This window comes from Oribacterium sp. NK2B42, assembly GCF_000424445.1.
Taxonomy (GTDB): Bacteria; Bacillota; Clostridia; order Lachnospirales; family Lachnospiraceae; genus Oribacterium.
In genome coordinates this window covers 197,337-215,077 of record NZ_AUJX01000003.1, presented here as the reverse complement: position 1 = coordinate 215,077, position 17,741 = coordinate 197,337, and the positions used below count along the sequence as shown (strand labels likewise).

The 17,741-nt window shown below is 40.9% G+C and carries 15 protein-coding genes; all 15 read right to left on the bottom strand.

Annotated features, from left to right (window positions below; translation table 11 throughout):
- Nucleotides 1–31: 31 nt before the first annotated feature.
- Nucleotides 32–838: an alpha/beta fold hydrolase gene (locus G625_RS0101180; RefSeq protein WP_029199645.1), complete on the bottom strand. Its 807-nt coding sequence runs from the start codon at nucleotides 836–838 to the stop codon at nucleotides 32–34.
- Nucleotides 839–983: 145 nt separating this feature from the next.
- The gene (gene amrA / locus G625_RS0101175) at nucleotides 984–2,369 is read right to left on the bottom strand and encodes an AmmeMemoRadiSam system protein A (RefSeq protein WP_029199644.1); all 1,386 of its coding nucleotides are present in this window, start codon (nucleotides 2,367–2,369) and stop codon (nucleotides 984–986) included.
- A 122-nt stretch (nucleotides 2,370–2,491) separates the two neighbouring features.
- A complete protein-coding gene (gene bcp, locus G625_RS0101170) occupies nucleotides 2,492–2,944 on the bottom strand; it encodes a thioredoxin-dependent thiol peroxidase (RefSeq protein ID WP_029199643.1) in 453 nt (150 codons plus the stop codon).
- Nucleotides 2,945–3,072: 128 nt separating this feature from the next.
- Nucleotides 3,073–3,600 (bottom strand): nitroreductase, encoded by a 528-nt coding sequence (locus G625_RS0101165; protein ID WP_029199642.1) that lies wholly within the window; start codon nucleotides 3,598–3,600, stop codon nucleotides 3,073–3,075.
- Between the two features lie 144 nt (nucleotides 3,601–3,744).
- Entirely contained in the window at nucleotides 3,745–4,209 is a 465-nt protein-coding gene (locus G625_RS0101160) for a low molecular weight protein-tyrosine-phosphatase (protein WP_029199641.1), read from the bottom strand.
- A gap of 18 nt (nucleotides 4,210–4,227) precedes the next feature.
- On the bottom strand, nucleotides 4,228–7,518 hold the full coding sequence (locus tag G625_RS0101155; RefSeq protein ID WP_029199640.1) for a DEAD/DEAH box helicase family protein: 3,291 nt from the start codon (nucleotides 7,516–7,518) through the stop codon (nucleotides 4,228–4,230).
- Nucleotides 7,519–7,672: 154 nt separating this feature from the next.
- The gene (locus G625_RS0101150; RefSeq protein WP_029199639.1) at nucleotides 7,673–7,990 is read right to left on the bottom strand and encodes a hypothetical protein; all 318 of its coding nucleotides are present in this window, start codon (nucleotides 7,988–7,990) and stop codon (nucleotides 7,673–7,675) included.
- A gap of 4 nt (nucleotides 7,991–7,994) precedes the next feature.
- Nucleotides 7,995–8,549: a shikimate kinase gene (locus G625_RS0101145; RefSeq protein ID WP_049895548.1), complete on the bottom strand. Its 555-nt coding sequence runs from the start codon at nucleotides 8,547–8,549 to the stop codon at nucleotides 7,995–7,997.
- A 66-nt stretch (nucleotides 8,550–8,615) separates the two neighbouring features.
- Nucleotides 8,616–8,741 (bottom strand): hypothetical protein, encoded by a 126-nt coding sequence (locus G625_RS23145; RefSeq protein WP_256377613.1) that lies wholly within the window; start codon nucleotides 8,739–8,741, stop codon nucleotides 8,616–8,618.
- Nucleotides 8,742–8,787: 46 nt separating this feature from the next.
- Entirely contained in the window at nucleotides 8,788–9,813 is a 1,026-nt protein-coding gene (locus G625_RS0101135) for a virulence RhuM family protein (protein WP_029199637.1), read from the bottom strand.
- A gap of 159 nt (nucleotides 9,814–9,972) precedes the next feature.
- Nucleotides 9,973–11,115, bottom strand: a complete 1,143-nt coding sequence (locus G625_RS20840; protein WP_049895546.1) for a restriction endonuclease subunit S — start codon at nucleotides 11,113–11,115, stop codon at nucleotides 9,973–9,975.
- Nucleotides 11,116–11,780: 665 nt separating this feature from the next.
- Nucleotides 11,781–13,280 carry a class I SAM-dependent DNA methyltransferase gene (locus G625_RS0101120; RefSeq protein WP_330364928.1) on the bottom strand — a complete coding sequence of 500 codons (1,500 nt, stop codon included), beginning with the start codon at nucleotides 13,278–13,280 and terminating at the stop codon, nucleotides 11,781–11,783.
- Nucleotides 13,281–13,292: 12 nt separating this feature from the next.
- Entirely contained in the window at nucleotides 13,293–14,351 is a 1,059-nt protein-coding gene (locus G625_RS0101115; RefSeq protein WP_029199635.1) for a Fic family protein, read from the bottom strand.
- Nucleotides 14,352–14,643: 292 nt separating this feature from the next.
- Nucleotides 14,644–16,476 (bottom strand): diguanylate cyclase domain-containing protein, encoded by a 1,833-nt coding sequence (locus tag G625_RS20835; RefSeq protein ID WP_049895544.1) that lies wholly within the window; start codon nucleotides 16,474–16,476, stop codon nucleotides 14,644–14,646.
- A gap of 238 nt (nucleotides 16,477–16,714) precedes the next feature.
- On the bottom strand, nucleotides 16,715–17,644 hold the full coding sequence (locus tag G625_RS17820; RefSeq protein WP_049895542.1) for a DUF3089 domain-containing protein: 930 nt from the start codon (nucleotides 17,642–17,644) through the stop codon (nucleotides 16,715–16,717).
- Between the last annotated feature and the right edge of the window lie 97 nt (nucleotides 17,645–17,741).

The following is a 17,741-nucleotide window of genomic DNA, read 5'->3' as shown; positions in this document are numbered from 1 at the left end:
GTAAAACGATGTTAATGCTAAAGTATAGTTTTTATTTCTTTAAGAACTTCAGTAACCTCTCAGTGTAGTCGGGTGCACAGTCATATGCTGCGTGACCGTATCCGTCATACATATAAAGCTCGCAATCCGGGCTGCCGGTGAGATGTGCGGCAATGATTTCAGAAGCTTGTCCGCCCAAAACATTATCGGTCTTCGAGCCTATAACCAGTGTCGGGCAGGTAATCTTAGGAAGCTCTTCTGTGATGTTAAAATTCCTAAGGCTTTCAGCGAGAACGATAAAGCGGGAAAAATCTTCCTCTGTTACGGTTTTTGAAATCTGTATAAACCCTGTTTTGATTGTTTCAAAAACATCTTCCGGATAAACCTTTTCTCCGAAATTCATATATAACCCTTCCCCGTTTCTTTCCTTTGCAAGTCTTATCCAGTTGTCAAAGACAGAGAAGCCTTCTTCGCTTATATGGGAAGAGGTGGATCCGAGTAAAAGCTTCTTAACCAGTCCGGGATGTCCCAGGGCTATCTCCATTGCGATCATTCCGCCCTGGGATGCGCCAAAGATGCAGACATTGGAAAGACCAAGTTCTTTTATGGCTTCTACAGTGTCTTCTGCCATATTTTTAATAGTATAAGGTATATTTAGAGTTCCTTTTTTTCTGTCAAATACATAAATTGTATAATCATCAGACAGCAGTTTGTAGGCATTGGCCATAAGCTCAGCCATAGGCATGACACTCTGGGCACTGAGACCCGGAATCACCACGAGATTTTCGGCTCCTTGGCCGAATTTACAATAGTCCATTGAGAAATGCTGTGTTGTAACTGTAGCTACCTGTGCGGTCATCGGATTTTCTCCTTGTTATCGATATTTATAATCTGAAACTTTAGTCGACAGCTTTTTTATTAATATAAATCATTCATTTTTCAGGATAAATTGAGCCGGGAAACAGGTTTATATCTGATAAAACTATCCCCGGCACCGGAAACATTCAAATATGCCTTACAACTTCGAATCTCTGAAGCTTCACAGGTTCATCAATGTCTATCCCACCCTTCTGTCTCGCGATGGAGATCTGCTGTTCAACAGTATCCACTCCGTCAAGATCAGGAAGAAGCAGGCCCCTTCTGTTTCCGCAGCTTACTATGACACCATATCTTTTTACGTCAAGCTCTTCAGGACCGGAAATATCTTCGGGGTCACCGAGGACGTCAACATTGATATCAAGATATGGTAGTTCATCCGGCGTAATGGGATTGAATCTGGGATCCCGGGTGGAGGCACTGATGGCGTTCCGGATGATTTCCTCGGCAACAGATGATGTTGTTGGAAGTATGGTTCCGATACATCCCCGCAGACGACCGTCCTTATGGATGGAAACAAATGCTCCGGCTCTTTTCTCAAGCATTTCAGCCGGAAGATCATTGGGAAGCTCCAGTTTTCGATGGTTCAGTATGTAGCTCTCGAGAGAAGCCCTTGCGAGACGTACGTACTCATCGGAATGTTCAGCTTTTTTACTTAATTCATCTTTGATCATATTCAGGTACTTTTCACGAAAATGTCTGGAATCATCCGGACCTGTCGGATAAAAAGAAACAATCCCGTAACCTACTCCGGTGATGTCCTGATGAGAGTAGACTCTGGATTTTACATTTATCCCATCCCAGGCTCCTGCCATGATGACAAAGGAACGGTGGCCGCACTCTGCTGCTCTTTCACAAAAGTCCTCATCGAAGTCGAACATTTCCTGAAAAGCGGCTCTTTTTGCAACGTCCATTATCCTCTCGTCATAAACAGGACCTTCAGAGGCAAAACCGTAGGGACCGTGGGCCTGTAATTTATGGGACAAGTCACCGCTAGCCACGAACACAACCCGCCGGTTACAGTCATTAACTGCCATTTGGATTATTTCTCCCAGGTGATAATGTTCAGGGAGTCCAAGTCCCGAAAGACCTATGCGAATGATTTTACCGTCTTTGTATTTGTTTCTAATAAACCATAGAGGAACCATGGTTCCGTGATCGAGTATCGGGTTCTTTTCGCCTAGGGTTCCTGCCGGAAAATTCTCTGTTTTGGCCAAAGCGCAGATCCTGTCACGAAGTTCCTCATCATAGAGTTCATCAAATGTGACTTCAGGTGCTCTGAATCTTGAAAAATTTCCTCTGGCGCCCTTTCCCGGAGAAATATGAAAGTAATCCGAATACATGATGCTGTGGGGGCTTGTGATGATGATGGTTTCAGGTTTAAGGTCGGCTATTTCATCCGCCACTTTCTCATAAGAATCTATCGTTTCCTGAACACTTTTCTCACCGCCCTGTCCGACGGCAGGGATTATAAGAGGTGGATGTGGCACCATAAATGAAGCAAGTATAGGCATAGAAATACTCCTTCGGTATAAAACAACTCATTGAGGATATTTTTAGAACCAGAAACAAATCACGGAGTGAAGGGGATTTGTTTCTGGTTAATTGCAGTATTAAATATGGTCAAATTTGGGGCTTATAATTCATTCAGCATCTTTTCAGGATCGTCAGCGGCCTTTACCTTGTCATTGGCTTTTATGATGATACCTTCTTCGTCAATAAGGTAGGTTGTACGGACTACGCCCATGGATACTTTTCCGTAATTCTTTTTCTCTTTCCAAACATCGTAGGCTTCGATCACCTTGCGCTCAGGGTCTGCCAGAAGTGTAAAGGCAAGACCATATTTCTCCTCGAACTTTTTGTGGGAGGCAACTGTATCCTTGCTTACACCCAGAACCACTGCTCCCTTTTCTCTTATCTGAGGATATCGTTCTGAAAATCCGCAGGCCTGTTTTGTACAGCCCGCAGTATTGTCCTTGGGATAAAAGTAAAGGATGACTTTCTGTCCTTTGTACTGATCAAGGGAATGCATTACTCCGTTCTGATCCGGAAGTTCAAATGACGGTGCTTTTGTGCCAACTTCTAACATATGTGAAACCTCCTACTCATCTATAGATGTGTTTCTTACGCCATTTATTTCTGACATACAGATTAAGATCTAACCGGCTATAAAGACATGGTTAAGACACCTTACATCCGGTAAGGATGTTATCCTTCTCAGTCGACATGATAAATGTAGTTTGATTTTCTCGGTGCAGCTTCATTTGCGGGACCTGCGGCATATCCCAAAGCACAGTGGCCGATGCCTTCGTAGTCACCTTCGATGCCGAGCTTTGCGAGAATCTGCTTTCCGAAATCGGATTCAAATTCCTGCTTTGCTCTGTGAATCCAGATGTTTGCCACACCGAGACTTTCAGCCGCATTCATAAGGTTTCCCATTACGAGAGAACCATCATAGATATATGTTGGAACAGATTTGTCAGCCAGAACGATAAGGATAACGGGTGCTCCGTAGAACGGATCAAAGTCTTCCTTCCAGCCGCCGATCTTTCTGTTTTCCTCTGAGATGGCATCTCTCAGTTCCTTATTGGTGACAGCAATGATTATAGGACTCTGCTTTCCCATTCCGGTTGCGGAATAGGTTCCCGCTTTTAAGATGGCATCAAGCTTTTCTTTTTCAACCATATCAGGCTTAAATTTTCTGCAGCTTCTTCTGCTCTCAAGTACCTTTAATGTCTCGTTCATAGTTCGGTCCTCCTTTAATGTGATAAGTGTGTCAAAAACGATAATGAATAATTTCGTATAAGGATGTTTTGATGGTGTACTACATCCTCATCGAATAGTGTTTGCTATTAAACAGTATACTTCATCCCGGCATATGTTTTTTATTTAAATATTTTTGCGATTTATGGCTTCCAGCAAGCCACTACAGCCCTTAGATATCTCTCGATATGCCGTCTCGAAATCTCTCGTATACCAGGGGTCATCAATTATGGCATCAGGAGTATCCGTGTACTCCATGAGATAATGGACTTTATTATCCGGATCATTATCAAAGAGCCTGTTGAGGTTATATTTGTTTTCTTCATCCATGGCGATGATCAGGTCAAATGTCTCGTACTCGGTTTTATTGACCCTCCTGGCATGATGATTCCCGATAGGAATATGATGTCCCTCCAAAGCCCTTTGCATGGGAGGATAAATAGGATTACCTATTTCTTCCATTGAGGTCGCCGCCGAATCCACAAACACCTCCTCGGAGAGATGTTCTTCTTGCAATAAATAGTTCATTATGTAATGCGCAGAAACCGATCTGCAGATGTTGCCGTGGCAGATGAATAGTATCTTAATCATATAGTTTTTCCTTGTGCGTTATGCCGCTATCGCGTTATCATTGATGCTTTCTATAACCTTCCGGATTCCCATCCAGACATTTAAATCTGTAAATATCTCAACTACGCTACCCTGATCCGTAAACGGTGATTCCTGAAGAACGGACAAGTCTTTCATCATGCCGTTAAGAACGATATACTCCACAATCTGGTTCACAAAGTATATCTGCCGGCTATCGAGGTTAGCTCCCTCCAAATACTCTGAAAATGCTGCTTTGGCCGCATTCATATCAAGGCCGACGATTTCACGTACGAGCTCCCCCAAAGGCTTAGAGCCATATTCCTGCTCATATTCTTCCTTAGTGCCAAGTTCTGACCAAAGAACTTTTTCTAGCGCTTCTATGTCGTCGTGAGACAACGGAATATTGGACTTAAGCTTCTTGATTGCCTCATTATCCTGATGTTCACGGATATAATATTCCGCTTTTGCTTTGTAATTCTTCAGATCATCGTTCTCAAGCTCGGACTCATTCCAGGTAACATCGAGGATGTCATCCTCAAAGTTCGTATCGTAACGAAGCTTGGTATGAGGAATATACTTCATGAGATTACGAAGCTTTTCTCTGATTTCCTCAAACTCGTTTATGCCGCAGTTATCGATATAATCCGTATGAAGTATCTTATCGATAAGTTCTGCCTGTACCTTTATTTCCGGTATGTTTGCAACGCTGGCGATACCCCTGACACGCTTAAACAAATCACTGCGGGCTTTTCCGTATTTCTTACCCACAAGGTATGCAAGTTCTATACCATACATAAGTGCATCGAAACGTACCGCACTTGCCTCATCATCGTTCGGGAGAATCAGCGGAGCAAGTTCCTCACGTACGATCAATGTATCTTCATACGTCAGAGTCTGATAATTCGCCTCATTTGAATACAAGTCAACATACTTCAGGTGCTGCCTTACCGCAAAATTTTCACGCGGAAGTTCCTGCACCTTACCGGTCATCATCTCTACCAGGGCATTACGGTACGCTATAAGCCTGTCTACCTGATATTCCAGATCCTGTAGCTTATATGTAATCTCAAACTGCAAGTTAAAGATCGCTCCCTGAAGCGCGATCATATTCGCAGTAGGTTTTCCCTTGCTCATGCGGAAAAACTCAAAGTTACCGCAGAAATCAAAAATGTAAAACTTACTCTTGTCTTCCCCATCAATGAGTCCCGGACAAAGTCTGGTACCGCGTCCAATCATCTGCCAGAACTTTGCATAACTCATGACCTTCTTAAAGAACACAAGGTTCAACACTTCCGGTACATCGATACCGGTATCCATCATATCGACGGATATCGCAATCTGAGGCAGCTTATTAGGCTCAGAGAACTCATCAATAAGAGTCTGGGCATAGTTGATCCTATTGTCGATTACCTGAGCAAATCCATTCAAATGCGGGTAATCCTTATTAAAGATTTCAAGAATCTTCTCCGCATGGTCATGGTTCTTTGCAAAAATGATCGTCTTACCAAGCTTCTGACCATAATCTATCTTGATACCCTCTGTCATAACAGTGTGCAGTACCTGACGGATGGTATCTTCATTGAATATCCATGAATTGAGCGCGGATGAACTGATGACTTCCGGAACATCTCCGTCTTCCATCTCAAATGTGCTCTCATAAATAGCTTTATCTTCATCGGAAAGATCCGCATAAACGATTCCCTGTTCTATAAACTTAAGCTTAGTTTCTACAGACAGGAAATCAACAAGATATCCGTCGGTTACAGCCTGACCGAGCTCATAACCGTATGTAGGAACTCCGGGCTCCAATTCAAATATTTCATAAGTATTCTTATCAATATCGTCTTTCGGTGTAGCCGTCAGACCTACCAATGGAGCATCAAAGTAAGTAAAGATATCTCTGTATTTGTTATAAATGGATCTGTGCGCCTCGTCACATATTACAAGGTCAAAATGGCCACTGGTAAACAGTTTCTGATCCTCAACCTTTACAGAATCAATGCAGTTCATCATAGTCTGATACGTAGAGAAAACGCAGTGAGCATTATAGTTATCCTTCTCTTCACAAAGGTTTGTCACCGAAAGGGATGAATAGTTGTTTACAAACGCCCTCTTTGCCTGAGTTACAAGCGATGTCCTGTCCGCAAGGAAAAGGATATTCTTAATCCATCCTGCATCAAGAAGTACATGGCACAGTTCGATTACAGTTCTTGTCTTACCGGAACCAGTTGCCATGACAAGAAGGGCTTTTCTACGGTTCTTCTTATCGAAGCTGTCACATACAGCTTTAATTGCAGCTTCCTGATAATAGCGACCGGCAATCTTTTTATCTACATTTATATGATCAAGGGATGTCCGCATTCTTCTGAGATTGAACATTTTTTCAAGGTCTGCCTTGGAGTATATGCAGGCAACCTTTCTCTCCGGATACTGTCCATCAATAATTCTTGTTTCAAAACCATTTGTTAAAAAAACACACGGTCTTCTCTTATACTGTTTCTCTAAAAGATCCGCATAAAGTTTTGCCTGCTGACGTCCCTTAGATACGTCAACGCAGGTTCTCTTTGCTTCTATAACAGCAAGCGGCTTATGAGTATTGTCATAAAGAACATAATCCGCATAGCCGACTTCGGATTTATTAGGCATTCCCGGAAGTTCTACTTCATTGATCCAGTCGGAACCTTCTTTCCAACCGGCATCCATAAGCATGGCATCAATATAAATCTTTCGTGTTTTATACTCAGAAAGATCCAGCGGCTTCGGAACATAGGTCTCGGCCTGCTCTTCACGACGGGATGTCAGTTCTTTCTTTAAAGCAGAATTCTCAGCAATAAGTTTTTCAATATCAACGTCCGGGAAATCCTTTGTAACCTGTTCGGTTTCGCCCTTTGTAAGCAAAGACTTGTCAAAGCTGTGCTCTTCGTATTCATCAGCATAGCAGTAACACACAAAGTCAAAGAAAATCTGAAGGTTCTCAAGGCAGAGTATCGCCTGGTCTTCTGTGATCTTCTTGCCGGAATGAGCAGCATTGTTACCCATCTTACGGATGAAATCCATACGCTTCATGAGGTCTTCATCGATGATATCTCTGAATTCCTCTGTGCTCATAAGACTTATCAGATTATTCTGATAAGGCATAGATAGAGAAGCATCGACCGAATACATCCACTTTATTGCAAACTCCATCGCCCTGCGGCAGTTGATGATGCAGGAGGTAGGATCTATATATAATATTTTCTCAGCCGCAATCGCCACATCGGAAAATGTGTTAAACTTCGGCTCCTTTTTCAAATAATCGAAATTTGTCATAGCTACGAAAAACGCATGGCCGCGGAGACGGTTAAAGCAGGACATGCAAGCTTGCTTGCAATGGACTGCTTTAATCGGATCAGCGGGCTATGTGGCGACAGCCACACAGCGAAAAAGCCGCAGGCTTTCGAGCGGTCATGCCCTATGCCTCCTTTCAGTTCAGAATCTCATGTACTCTTTCCTGTACCATTTTACTGATTAGTTTTAATCTATCCGATGAATAATTATATGCACCTACTTTTTGTAGGTTATATGTTAACATCTTTCTCAATTTTTCTTTTAATCTGCTGTCCATTATCTTTTTTGCTTCCTCTATATAATCTTCATATACACTGGGAAGCAATGTACCGGCATATTCCTTAAGTAGTTTCTCATCTGCCCAGTTTTCTTCTCCTGCTAGATTAAACAGGGAATTTCCATGGTCAAACAGTGGTGCCGGAGCTATTATCTTATTTGTGCATCCTTCAGCCATGCATTTACAGATTTAATTCACTTATTATTTGTGCTGCAGCCTTATCTGCATCCAAGCCTGCTATATTTACTTGATGCTCTATCTTTGAAAAAGCCGGTTTAAAGTATCTTATATCCTCTTTTATAGCCTTGATATATTTACTCTTCCGAGCGTTCTTATATTCATCATCATGATATGGCTCATCATTTTCATCAGTGAATATCAATCTGTCAAAGATATTTTCAGGTGTATCTTGTATTTCCACACAAACCACTTCAGATGAAGCCTTCTTCAGATATGTGGTGTAATACCTCGTGTAGTATATTGGTGGCACAGCCATAACTTTGTTATCATCCTTCTTTATGAGCTGCTCAATAATATATCCTCTCTTCTGATCTCTTTCTGCTGCATAGGGATTAGCTTTTATAAAAGCATCAATATTTCTATACCCATAAAAGCTCTTAATTTCATCATCGATATCATAGAAACTATAGCCAAGCTTCTCTGCCATTATTCTTCCAATTGTGGTTTTTCCTACATTTGATACACCAAACAATAATATATTCATGTCTTTATCCATAATATTCCTGCATCAGACTATCAAATAATTTCTTAGTTTCATCCAGCGACTTCTGCACTGCATCTTTTATTTGTCGACTTGTTTTACAAACGTCATAAACTGTTTCTGCAAGTCAATTGGTGGCACTATTAACTGTGAAATAGATAAATACTCCGACATCTCATTTAAAACTGTTGCCATCTTTTCTTCCATACTGGTTTCTCCTTCCAAAGATACCAGCACTCCTGCAACCACATTTTTATTCTTTTATATGATTTTCAAGCTCCAAAAATCGATCAAAGTCGCTTTGGAATAATCTGTCTTGTATTATTCTATACTTCTCATATTCTGTTTCAGCATATATTTTTGCCTCTTCGGCACTAACTTTTCCCTTATCCTTTAAAATCTCATGATCCATCAATGTCAAAAATCCATCTAATCTAATTTCCCAATCTGACATTGTCATTGGAATATTTCTCATTGCCATACTCTCCGCCAAGTCTAAATATGCTGTAACCATTCTAGAAAGAATATTTAACTCTTCTTCTGAGAGATAATTCTTTGCAATTGAAACGTCATATTTATGTATCTTGCTATTTGGCGAACCTTCCCATGAGGTTAATCCCATGTTATCTTTTTCTGCATTAGCTCTTTCTACTATAAGTTCAGCAGCCGTATGACCATGTACAGCATAGTGCAATTTATTTTGCACTGCAGCAAAAAATCTTCTTGTTTCTTTTGCAGTCAAATCGTAGTCTATTGAAGTCGCATATATATCTGTTATTTTCTGATAAAACTTTCGCTCTGATAAACGAATTTCACGAATACGCTCGAGTAACTGTTCAAAGTACTCTTTTGTTAGAATGCTTCCGCCTTTTTTTAGACGTTCATCATCCATAGCATAGCCTTTTACGGTATACTCTTCTATTATAGTATTCGCCCATTTTCTAAATTGTACTGCTTTAGGAGAATCGACCTTATTTCCCACGGCTATAATGGCCTTTAAATTATAATGCATGGTATTATACTCTTTACCGTCATTGGCAGTTATTCGAAATTTTCGAATAACTGAATCCTCTTCAATTTCACCATCTTCATACAATTTGTGAAGATGATAATTAATAGTATTCGTACCTACATTATAGAGTACACCCATCATTTTTTGTGTAAGCCATACATTTTCATCTGCATATACAGCCTCAACTCCGCCTTCACCAGTTGCAGTGATAAATGTTAAATACTCAGCTACAGATGACCTAATTGTTACTTCTTTTTTCTTAGCCATTTTGACTTATTCTCCATTATCTATTATCCAAAGTATTCCTGCATCAAACTGTCAAATAACTTCTGCGTTTCATCTAACGATTTTTGCACTGCAACTTTTGATTGAGCGAGCCTGCGAGCGATGCTTCGTAACTGCCAGGTTACGAAGATGCTGCAAAGTCTAACCAAAATACTGTTGCATTAAGCTGTCAAATAGCTTCTGTGTTTCATCCAATGATTTCTGCACCACAACTTTTGATTTGTCGACTTGTTTAACGAAGTCTGCAAACTGATTCTGCTTATCAAAGGAAGGCAACGGTATCCTAAACTGCTTTACATCTTTCACATTAACATGTGCTACTGTAGACGCATTATTCTTTCCAACCGCCTGACGATAAACATCATCAGATATAACCGCATGAAGTAAATACTCAGAGGTACATTTCGTGTAATCAGGTCTAAGAAGCATAACTCTTTGACCAAGGCAAAATTTATACCCTTCAGGCAAAACTGCTGCATTTCCAAATGTTCCCTCTCTTCCATACACTATATCACCCGCTTCTGGACGAAGCCTTGAAACACGTTCTTCATATTCTTCATCTGACACGTATCTCATACTATCCCAAATTATATATCCCTTCTTAATCTCAGAAGTTCTAATCGCAGGGTTCTTTAACTCTCCCTCATATTTCGGGGTTGTGTGTGGGCAATCAACAATCTCTGAGCATAATTCTTCTACTGTTTTTATTGGCGATTCACCATCTTCAAAGAGCTCGACAAATCGGGCTTTGATAAGTTCATCCAATTTTTCTAATTCTTGCTGCCTATTATCTATTACAGAACTAAGTTTATCCAGAACCTCTACTATTTCATGCTGCTTTACAATGTCATGGATACTAATCTTAACACTTGACAACGTAGCCTTGTTAAGCGTTTTTCCCATAACAGCTTTGTTTGTCCCTTCTTCCCAGTTTTTTCCAGAAAACATGTAATAGATATAATCAGGAAGGAGCTCCACAACATGCTTATCTCTGAATGACATAATCGCTTCATTCGAATACATTGGTTCTGGAGTTATCGCTGTCTTACCAATAGATAACTTGAAACTCATTATGACCGTATTGGCTGGAATTAAGCTGATTCCGCTCTCATTCACAGCTTTATCTGACAGGTATTCCTTGGTTTCTTCAATATACTTACCACATTTTGATAAATCTGCTATTGATATCCACTTATTATCTTCAGAATCCCAATACTCCGGATTGTTTCTTGATGGCGTTTTTCCCATCTGAAGATCAAATATTTCATCTAATCTGTATTCCATCTATCATCCCTACAAATCTTTCTTTTAATTGATCCAAGAACATTTGTTTGATATACTATTTAAGTGCTACCAGTACATCGGTAGGCGGTTAGTCCTTCTATCAGGGGACTGTGACCTCTGTTTATATAGAAATCTCTTTCGAGAAATCTCATAATGGAGGAACTTGAATATGCTCACAATTAATGACTTGATTGCAGTTATTGCACTTTGTGCAACTTTCTATAGTCTTGGCTATAATCGTGGTAAGCATGATTCCAAGACACAAAAATAACCGCCCGAGCCTTGGAAACTTAGAGCGGTTACTTTAACTAAACTAAACATCTTGGGCTAACCGTCTACCGGTAGCACTTCTTTTCAATAACTATCTTACCATCACCACTCGTTATCGTCAAACAAATATTCAGTTGTAATATCAAGTTTTCCGGAGTGTCTCATTCGCATTCCGCTTCGCTACATGCTCATGCGTCCTGTCGGACTATGCATCCAATCTGCCAAGCGTCTGCCCGTGAGCAAGCTCCCGGCAGCCGTTGCCATCTTGTCTGCGCACTCCTCGTTACCTCGACAAATCTCAATAGTTCTACCAATTTCCCGACCTCAGGAAATTGGTCTCAAACCCGTGACAACTTGTCACGCCTTCAACCGGTTACACATTGTAACCGATTGCATCACTGCGCCAACAGTTTCTCCAGCTCATCCATTTCCTTACTGATCTGCTTCTCAATCTCTCTGATATTCGCCATAATCTCCGATGTGGGTGGGTACTCTACCGCAACATATTCAACTTCTTTATACTTGTTTATAGAGAGGTCATAGTCATTATCAGCAATTTCCTTTTTAGATACCATAAAGGACTTATCTGTACGTTTTCTGTCCTTTTCAGCCTCAAGATTCCTAAAACGACTGATTATATCAGGGATATCGTTATCCTTGATCTCAGTACGCTTATCATCAAGACTGAAGCCATCAGCAGTCATATCATAGAACCATACATCGTCTGTTCCGCCATGTCCTGTCTTAGTAAAGATAAGTATTCCTGTAGAAACACCGGCATATGGCTTAAACACACCGGAGGGCATAGAGATTACTGCTTCAAGGCGCTGATTTTCTACGATTTCCTTTCTGATTGCCTTATGTGCATTGGAAGATCCAAAGAGCACTCCATCAGGAACGATACAAGCGCATCTTCCGCCAATCTTAAGCATTCTTACAAACAGCGCAAGGAACAAAAGCTCTGTCTTCTTGGTTTTGCATACCTTTTGAAGGTCTGTTGATACGGTATCTGCATCAAGATTACCCTTAAAAGGTGGATTTGCCAAAATAAGGGTATACATATCCTTATCCGGGTTCTGATCAGATAAGCTGTCACGGTACTCAATAAACGGGTTCTCTACTCCGTGAGTCATCATATTCATGGCGCCGATTCGAAGCATAGTTCTGTCCATGTCATATCCGTGGAACATATCATTCATGAAGTGATTTCTGTTCTGTTTATCAAGAAGTACTTCCTTCTTGTATTTTTCTCTTAAGTAGTCTCCGCTGGTAACAAGGAATCCGGAAGTTCCGCAAGCTGGGTCGCAGATAAAGTCTGTAGGCTTCGGATCCATCATCTCTACCATCATACGGATGATATGTCTCGGAGTTCTGAACTGACCGTTAACGCCGGACTGAGCAATCTTAGAAAGAAGGTACTCATATACATCACCACGGATGTCTGTCTGGTGTAGTTCTTCCATCATGGAATATATTTCATCCATAGCGTCAACAATCTTGGAGAGCATCAAAGGAGTGTTTACCTTAAAGATTGCGTCATCCATGTATTTGCTATAGGCAGAGTTCTTGTCTCCGTGAAGATTCTTTATAAAAGGGAATACCCATTCCTGGACAACTGAATACATTCTCTGTGCCGGGAAGTCGTGGAAAGTAGACCACTTAAGCTGATTACCATCAACCTTACGGTCTCCAATCTCAACTTCATCTGCAAATATGCTCTTGTAAGAAAGCCCAAGCATGGCAGCTTCCTTTGCACGGAGGTTATCTGTATCATCCAGATCCTTTATGAACATGAGGTATGTCATCTGCTCAACAACATCGAGCGGATTTGTGATCCCGCCGTTCCAAAAGATTTCCCACAAACTATCAATCTTATTACCAAGTTCTCCGGTCATTATAGTTCTCCTTTATTCCTTATCTCTGTTCCAAACGTATTTTGTATATCTGCCGCCACCAATCTTTATTATGCTTTCCGATGACAGAAGTTCTGACAGAGCCCTCTCAACAGTTATGCGGCTTATGTCAGGGCATTTCTCCATGATCTGCGACTTTGTGATCTCTCCGTAAGTGTTCTTGATCAGTTCAGCCACGCGCTCAGGCTTTGAAAGACCGCTTGTAACCAAAGTCTCTACCCTGTCAGAAAAATCCCTGTATGCGGCCACTACCACGCCGAGTATGTACTTCACAAATGGAACGTAATTATTCTCTTCCTCATGCCAGTTAAGGGAGCTTTCCTGCAGACACTCATAATATGATTCCTTTGTCTTTTCAATCAGGTGCTCGATACTGATATATTTTCCTACGATGTATCCTGCCCTGTACAACATCAGCAATGTAAGCAATCTGCTCATCCTTCCATTTCCGTCATTAAACGGATGGATGCAAAGGAAATCCAATATAAACATCGGTATCAGAAGCAGTGAATCTATAGTTCCGGTTCCGAGAGCTTTGTCAAATTCATTACAAAGATTCTCGATTGCCTCGGGCGTTTCCCATGCAGGAACCGGTCTGAATCTTACAAATTTGTTGCCCTGTTCATCCTCTTCCTCAATGATGTTATCCGCTGCTTTATACTTTCCACCTATATCATAACCTTCAAACTTATATAAATCTCTGTGAAGCTGAAGGATCATATTCGGTCTTATCGAGATGTAATCATGACTCTCATGGATTGTATTAAGTACATCCCTGTATCCGGCAATCTCTCGCTCGTTTCTCGTCTTAGGCGTAGTCTTATCTTTAACTAGCGCTTTCAGTCTCGCATCAGAAGTGTAGATACCCTCAATCTTATTGGATGCTTCGGTACTCTGAATCTTCGCAATCTCAACAAGTTGCGTCAGCGTATCAGCCTTCGCTTCTATAAAAAGTGACTGCTCTCCTTTATACTCATGGATTTGCGTAAGCAATGCCACGATTTCCGGTGTCAGTAATTTTTCCCATTTTTTACTGTAATCAAAATTTCTCATTTAAACATCCTCATTCAAACATCAATTCACTCATAAATGGATATAATGATGCACTTAAATAATAACACTCATTATACTCATTGCCAACATTAATTGCATCGTTTTTATGAAAATGATGCAATTAAGCAATTGATGATGTAATTAAATAGTTTATCTATAAAATAGTTAGGTCGTATTAGATTCCGAATTGATTGCTAAGGATCTTCAATACACCATATATCTTTCTAATAAAAAAAGCCCTCGGAACTTTTGTACCGAGGGTAAACTAAAGGAACGGCTCTTTGATATCATATTATAATTTGTAAAATGTAAGGTAGTTTCCTTCATGCTGCTTGCTTTCATACATTGCTTTGTCAGCATTCTGATAAAGTGTGGCAAAGGGCTCCCTGTTCTCCTTTGAACACAGTACCGCGCCGACGCTTATCCTGAGTTTCCAGTCTGACATTTCCTCAAAGGAAATCTTATCTATATTTGCAAACAGTCTGTTAACCACCAGCCGTCCGACGTCTTCATTTTCAACGCCTGATGCAAATGCCACGAACTCGTCACCGCCCAGTCTGAATACAACGTCAGTATCTCTGAAGGATTCTTTCAGACAATTTGCCAGAGCGATGATGACCTTGTCACCCATATCATGACCGTAGGTATCATTAACATATTTAAAATGATCTGCATCAAAAAGAAGCAGCATTCCCGTTTTGCCTTTTTCGAGAAGTGAATATATCCTGCTCTCTCCTCCGCTTCTGTTTAAGATATGTGTTAATGCATCTGTCTCTGCAAGATTCTTGAACAGCTCCTGCCTCTTTTTGTCCTCATCTATTGATTGGATTGCCCACAGAAGCTTTTTGATGGAACCGTCCGTTTCCCGTTCCACCACAATAAAGTGCATGCGGTTCCACTCTCCCTTTCTGTCAATGTATTCATGGGAGATAGTCTTCAGATCACCGATACGTTCAGGCAGGGTATCAAAATCCATAAACTGCACCAGCATACTTCTGGAAGATTCTGCGGCCAGATGCTCTGCCATTTCTTCAAGCTTATCATTGGTAAATTTATTACCGCTGTTAAATACATCCTTATAAACAAGGCTTTCCCTTATGGGTTTAACTTTGCCGTTTCTGATATCAATGAGCTCCATATTGGTATAAATATCGGAAATTGCCCGGATCTCACTATGCAGTTCTCCTGCTTCCTTGTGCTTACTCATATAAATGCTGAATACAGCAAAGAACACCATAAATATAGCCACAAGTATCACTCCTGAAATCAGGTAAATATGTTTTATATGACCAAGGATCTCCTTTTCACTGAGGATGAGGACCGAGTACCAGTCATTATTTACCTGCTGGCAGAAAACCAGCTCTCTTCCATTTTTTGAATTTATTGAAGACACACCGTTCTTTATTTCAAATATAGTGGATACAAGCTCCTTTTCATACTCGTTACCGAGTATGAGATATTCTTTGCCGATCTCATCGTGATCAGAATGAGCTACGACCATACCGCTTTTATCGATCAGCATAGCGGCATCTACCCTTTGAGACTGAAGCATACGGTCTTCCAGCTTCTGAACACTGTCAAGGAAAATGTCCATGGAAATTACGCTTTCACCGTCACTCAGGAGCTTACTTACAGACATCATAAGTTCAAAGGTTTGAAAATTATAGTAAGGCTTTACAAAAGCAACCTCTCCTTTTGCATTTTTTGCTTCAATGTACCAGGGTCTTTCTGTAGCCACGTAATCATCTGGCTCTATCCAGCCGGATCCATCCAGATACTCGCCTCTGCAGTAGCCGTATATTCCTGTATAATTACTGTCTATAAGTCTGGAATAAACAGCTGTCTCGTTAATAAGAAAATCCTTTATCTCCCTATTGGTGCAGCCTTCCTCCATCATTCCCTCTATATTTTGTGCTGTGAAATTAACGGCATCTCTCGGAGTATTCAGATAGTAGGAGACTTCATAGGACATCTGTATGGCACTGTTATTCCACATGCCTATCAGATTGTCTTTTGATACCTGATACAGAGTATATAGGATGAACAGGATGATCACTACAACCAGGGATATACCTAAGCCAAGAGTGATCAGCGATCTCTTTTCATTTTTTTGAAGTGTTTCCATGTTGTTTCCTCATTAGGTCAGCGTTCTGAGATTACATATAACTAAAGGGACGATCGTTAAAGCCTGCTGTAGAAATACTATGCAGACATAGAGACACAAAACCTTGTATCTTATTTCGACTAAGGCTCATCTTCTTATAAGGTGTCATGAAATTTTTGATATTTCGATGATGAATAGTTCATACCACAGAAAGCCCCCCGGAAACACTACGGGGAGCTTCGAATCATATGGAATTTGATTATTTCTTGTATGCTGCAATACGTTTTGCTACGTTATCCTTGATATTGTTGTAAAAAAATGAGTAGTCACCGTTGTGGAAGCTTGCAGTACCGAATACATCAGGTAATCCCATCATTGGCTCATATTTTGCGTTGGTCAAAATCACTCCACGTTTAGGGATAACCTGAGCATCAGCACCGATGTCGCTGATTTCGGTTTCTCCGGTTTCTTCGTTCAATATAAGGGTGCCCAGGTTTTCACTTACAGGTGCATAGGTATCGTCAAGTTTCCAGTTTAAAGGATTAATGCTGACAGCCTCCGGCATGACTACGGCATTCGGCAGATTATTCTCCACGTTCTCCGGACCTTCGGTGTTCCAACTGATAATAACGCCGGTGTCTGTTTCACCTGTCGCAAATTTCAGGTGTGGATTTGCCTTTAGTTCTGTCTTTGTAACAGAAAAACCAATAAGGTATGCTGCCACCATGCGTTTATAGTAGTCTGCATGCTCTTTAAAGTAGTTCTCAAGCAGTAAAGTGCAAATGCCTGAACCCTGACTGTGAGAGGCTAAAATAAACGGACGTCCGTTGTTATAATTTTCGAAGTAATAGTCGAGTGCGGCCTTTATATCTATATAGGGCGAGTCATTCTTTAAGGCATTACGAATGTCTCTGGTCTTTTTCCATGAATCTATCTGAACTCGCAGGCTGGCCTGCCGATAGTATGGTATAAATACATTGGTAGAATCTTCATATACGCTGGCCAAAAACCTGTGATCAACATTTTTAACACCGTCCAGCATTTCGGCATTATCCAGTGTTGCATAGTCCGGATCTGTTTCATTGGTCGCAAGGTACTCTGTCGGATATACAAAGAAAGTATCGATATCTTTAGTGATTTCGGGAATCTGGTACCAGCAGGACTTCTGAGAATAGTCAATGGGATTCATTGTTTCACCTCCATAAAATGATTATTATCAGTAACAGTGCAGTCGGTGGACCAGGGGACGGGGTTGGTGGTTCATTTTCCTAAAATGAACCACCAAC

What these genes read in the sequence shown, in the direction of transcription:
- G625_RS0101165 (WP_029199642.1), bottom strand. Translation starts at nt 3,600, where the DNA reads ATGAACGAGACATTAAAGGTACTTGAGAGCAGAAGAAGCTGCAGAAAA.
- G625_RS20840 (WP_049895546.1), bottom strand. Translation starts at nt 11,115, where the DNA reads ATGGAATACAGATTAGATGAAATATTTGATCTTCAGATGGGAAAAACG.
- bcp (WP_029199643.1), bottom strand. Translation starts at nt 2,944, where the DNA reads ATGTTAGAAGTTGGCACAAAAGCACCGTCATTTGAACTTCCGGATCAG.
- G625_RS0101180 (WP_029199645.1), bottom strand. Translation starts at nt 838, where the DNA reads ATGACCGCACAGGTAGCTACAGTTACAACACAGCATTTCTCAATGGAC.
- G625_RS20835 (WP_049895544.1), bottom strand. Translation starts at nt 16,476, where the DNA reads ATGGAAACACTTCAAAAAAATGAAAAGAGATCGCTGATCACTCTTGGC.
- G625_RS0101155 (WP_029199640.1), bottom strand. Translation starts at nt 7,518, where the DNA reads ATGACAAATTTCGATTATTTGAAAAAGGAGCCGAAGTTTAACACATTT.
- G625_RS23145 (WP_256377613.1), bottom strand. Translation starts at nt 8,741, where the DNA reads ATGGAAGAAAAGATGGCAACAGTTTTAAATGAGATGTCGGAGTATTTA.
- G625_RS0101115 (WP_029199635.1), bottom strand. Translation starts at nt 14,351, where the DNA reads ATGAGAAATTTTGATTACAGTAAAAAATGGGAAAAATTACTGACACCG.
- G625_RS0101150 (WP_029199639.1), bottom strand. Translation starts at nt 7,990, where the DNA reads ATGGCTGAAGGATGCACAAATAAGATAATAGCTCCGGCACCACTGTTT.
- G625_RS0101145 (WP_049895548.1), bottom strand. Translation starts at nt 8,549, where the DNA reads ATGGATAAAGACATGAATATATTATTGTTTGGTGTATCAAATGTAGGA.
- G625_RS0101120 (WP_330364928.1), bottom strand. Translation starts at nt 13,280, where the DNA reads ATGACCGGAGAACTTGGTAATAAGATTGATAGTTTGTGGGAAATCTTT.
- G625_RS0101160 (WP_029199641.1), bottom strand. Translation starts at nt 4,209, where the DNA reads ATGATTAAGATACTATTCATCTGCCACGGCAACATCTGCAGATCGGTT.
- G625_RS17820 (WP_049895542.1), bottom strand. Translation starts at nt 17,644, where the DNA reads ATGAATCCCATTGACTATTCTCAGAAGTCCTGCTGGTACCAGATTCCC.
- G625_RS0101135 (WP_029199637.1), bottom strand. Translation starts at nt 9,813, where the DNA reads ATGGCTAAGAAAAAAGAAGTAACAATTAGGTCATCTGTAGCTGAGTAT.
- amrA (WP_029199644.1), bottom strand. Translation starts at nt 2,369, where the DNA reads ATGCCTATACTTGCTTCATTTATGGTGCCACATCCACCTCTTATAATC.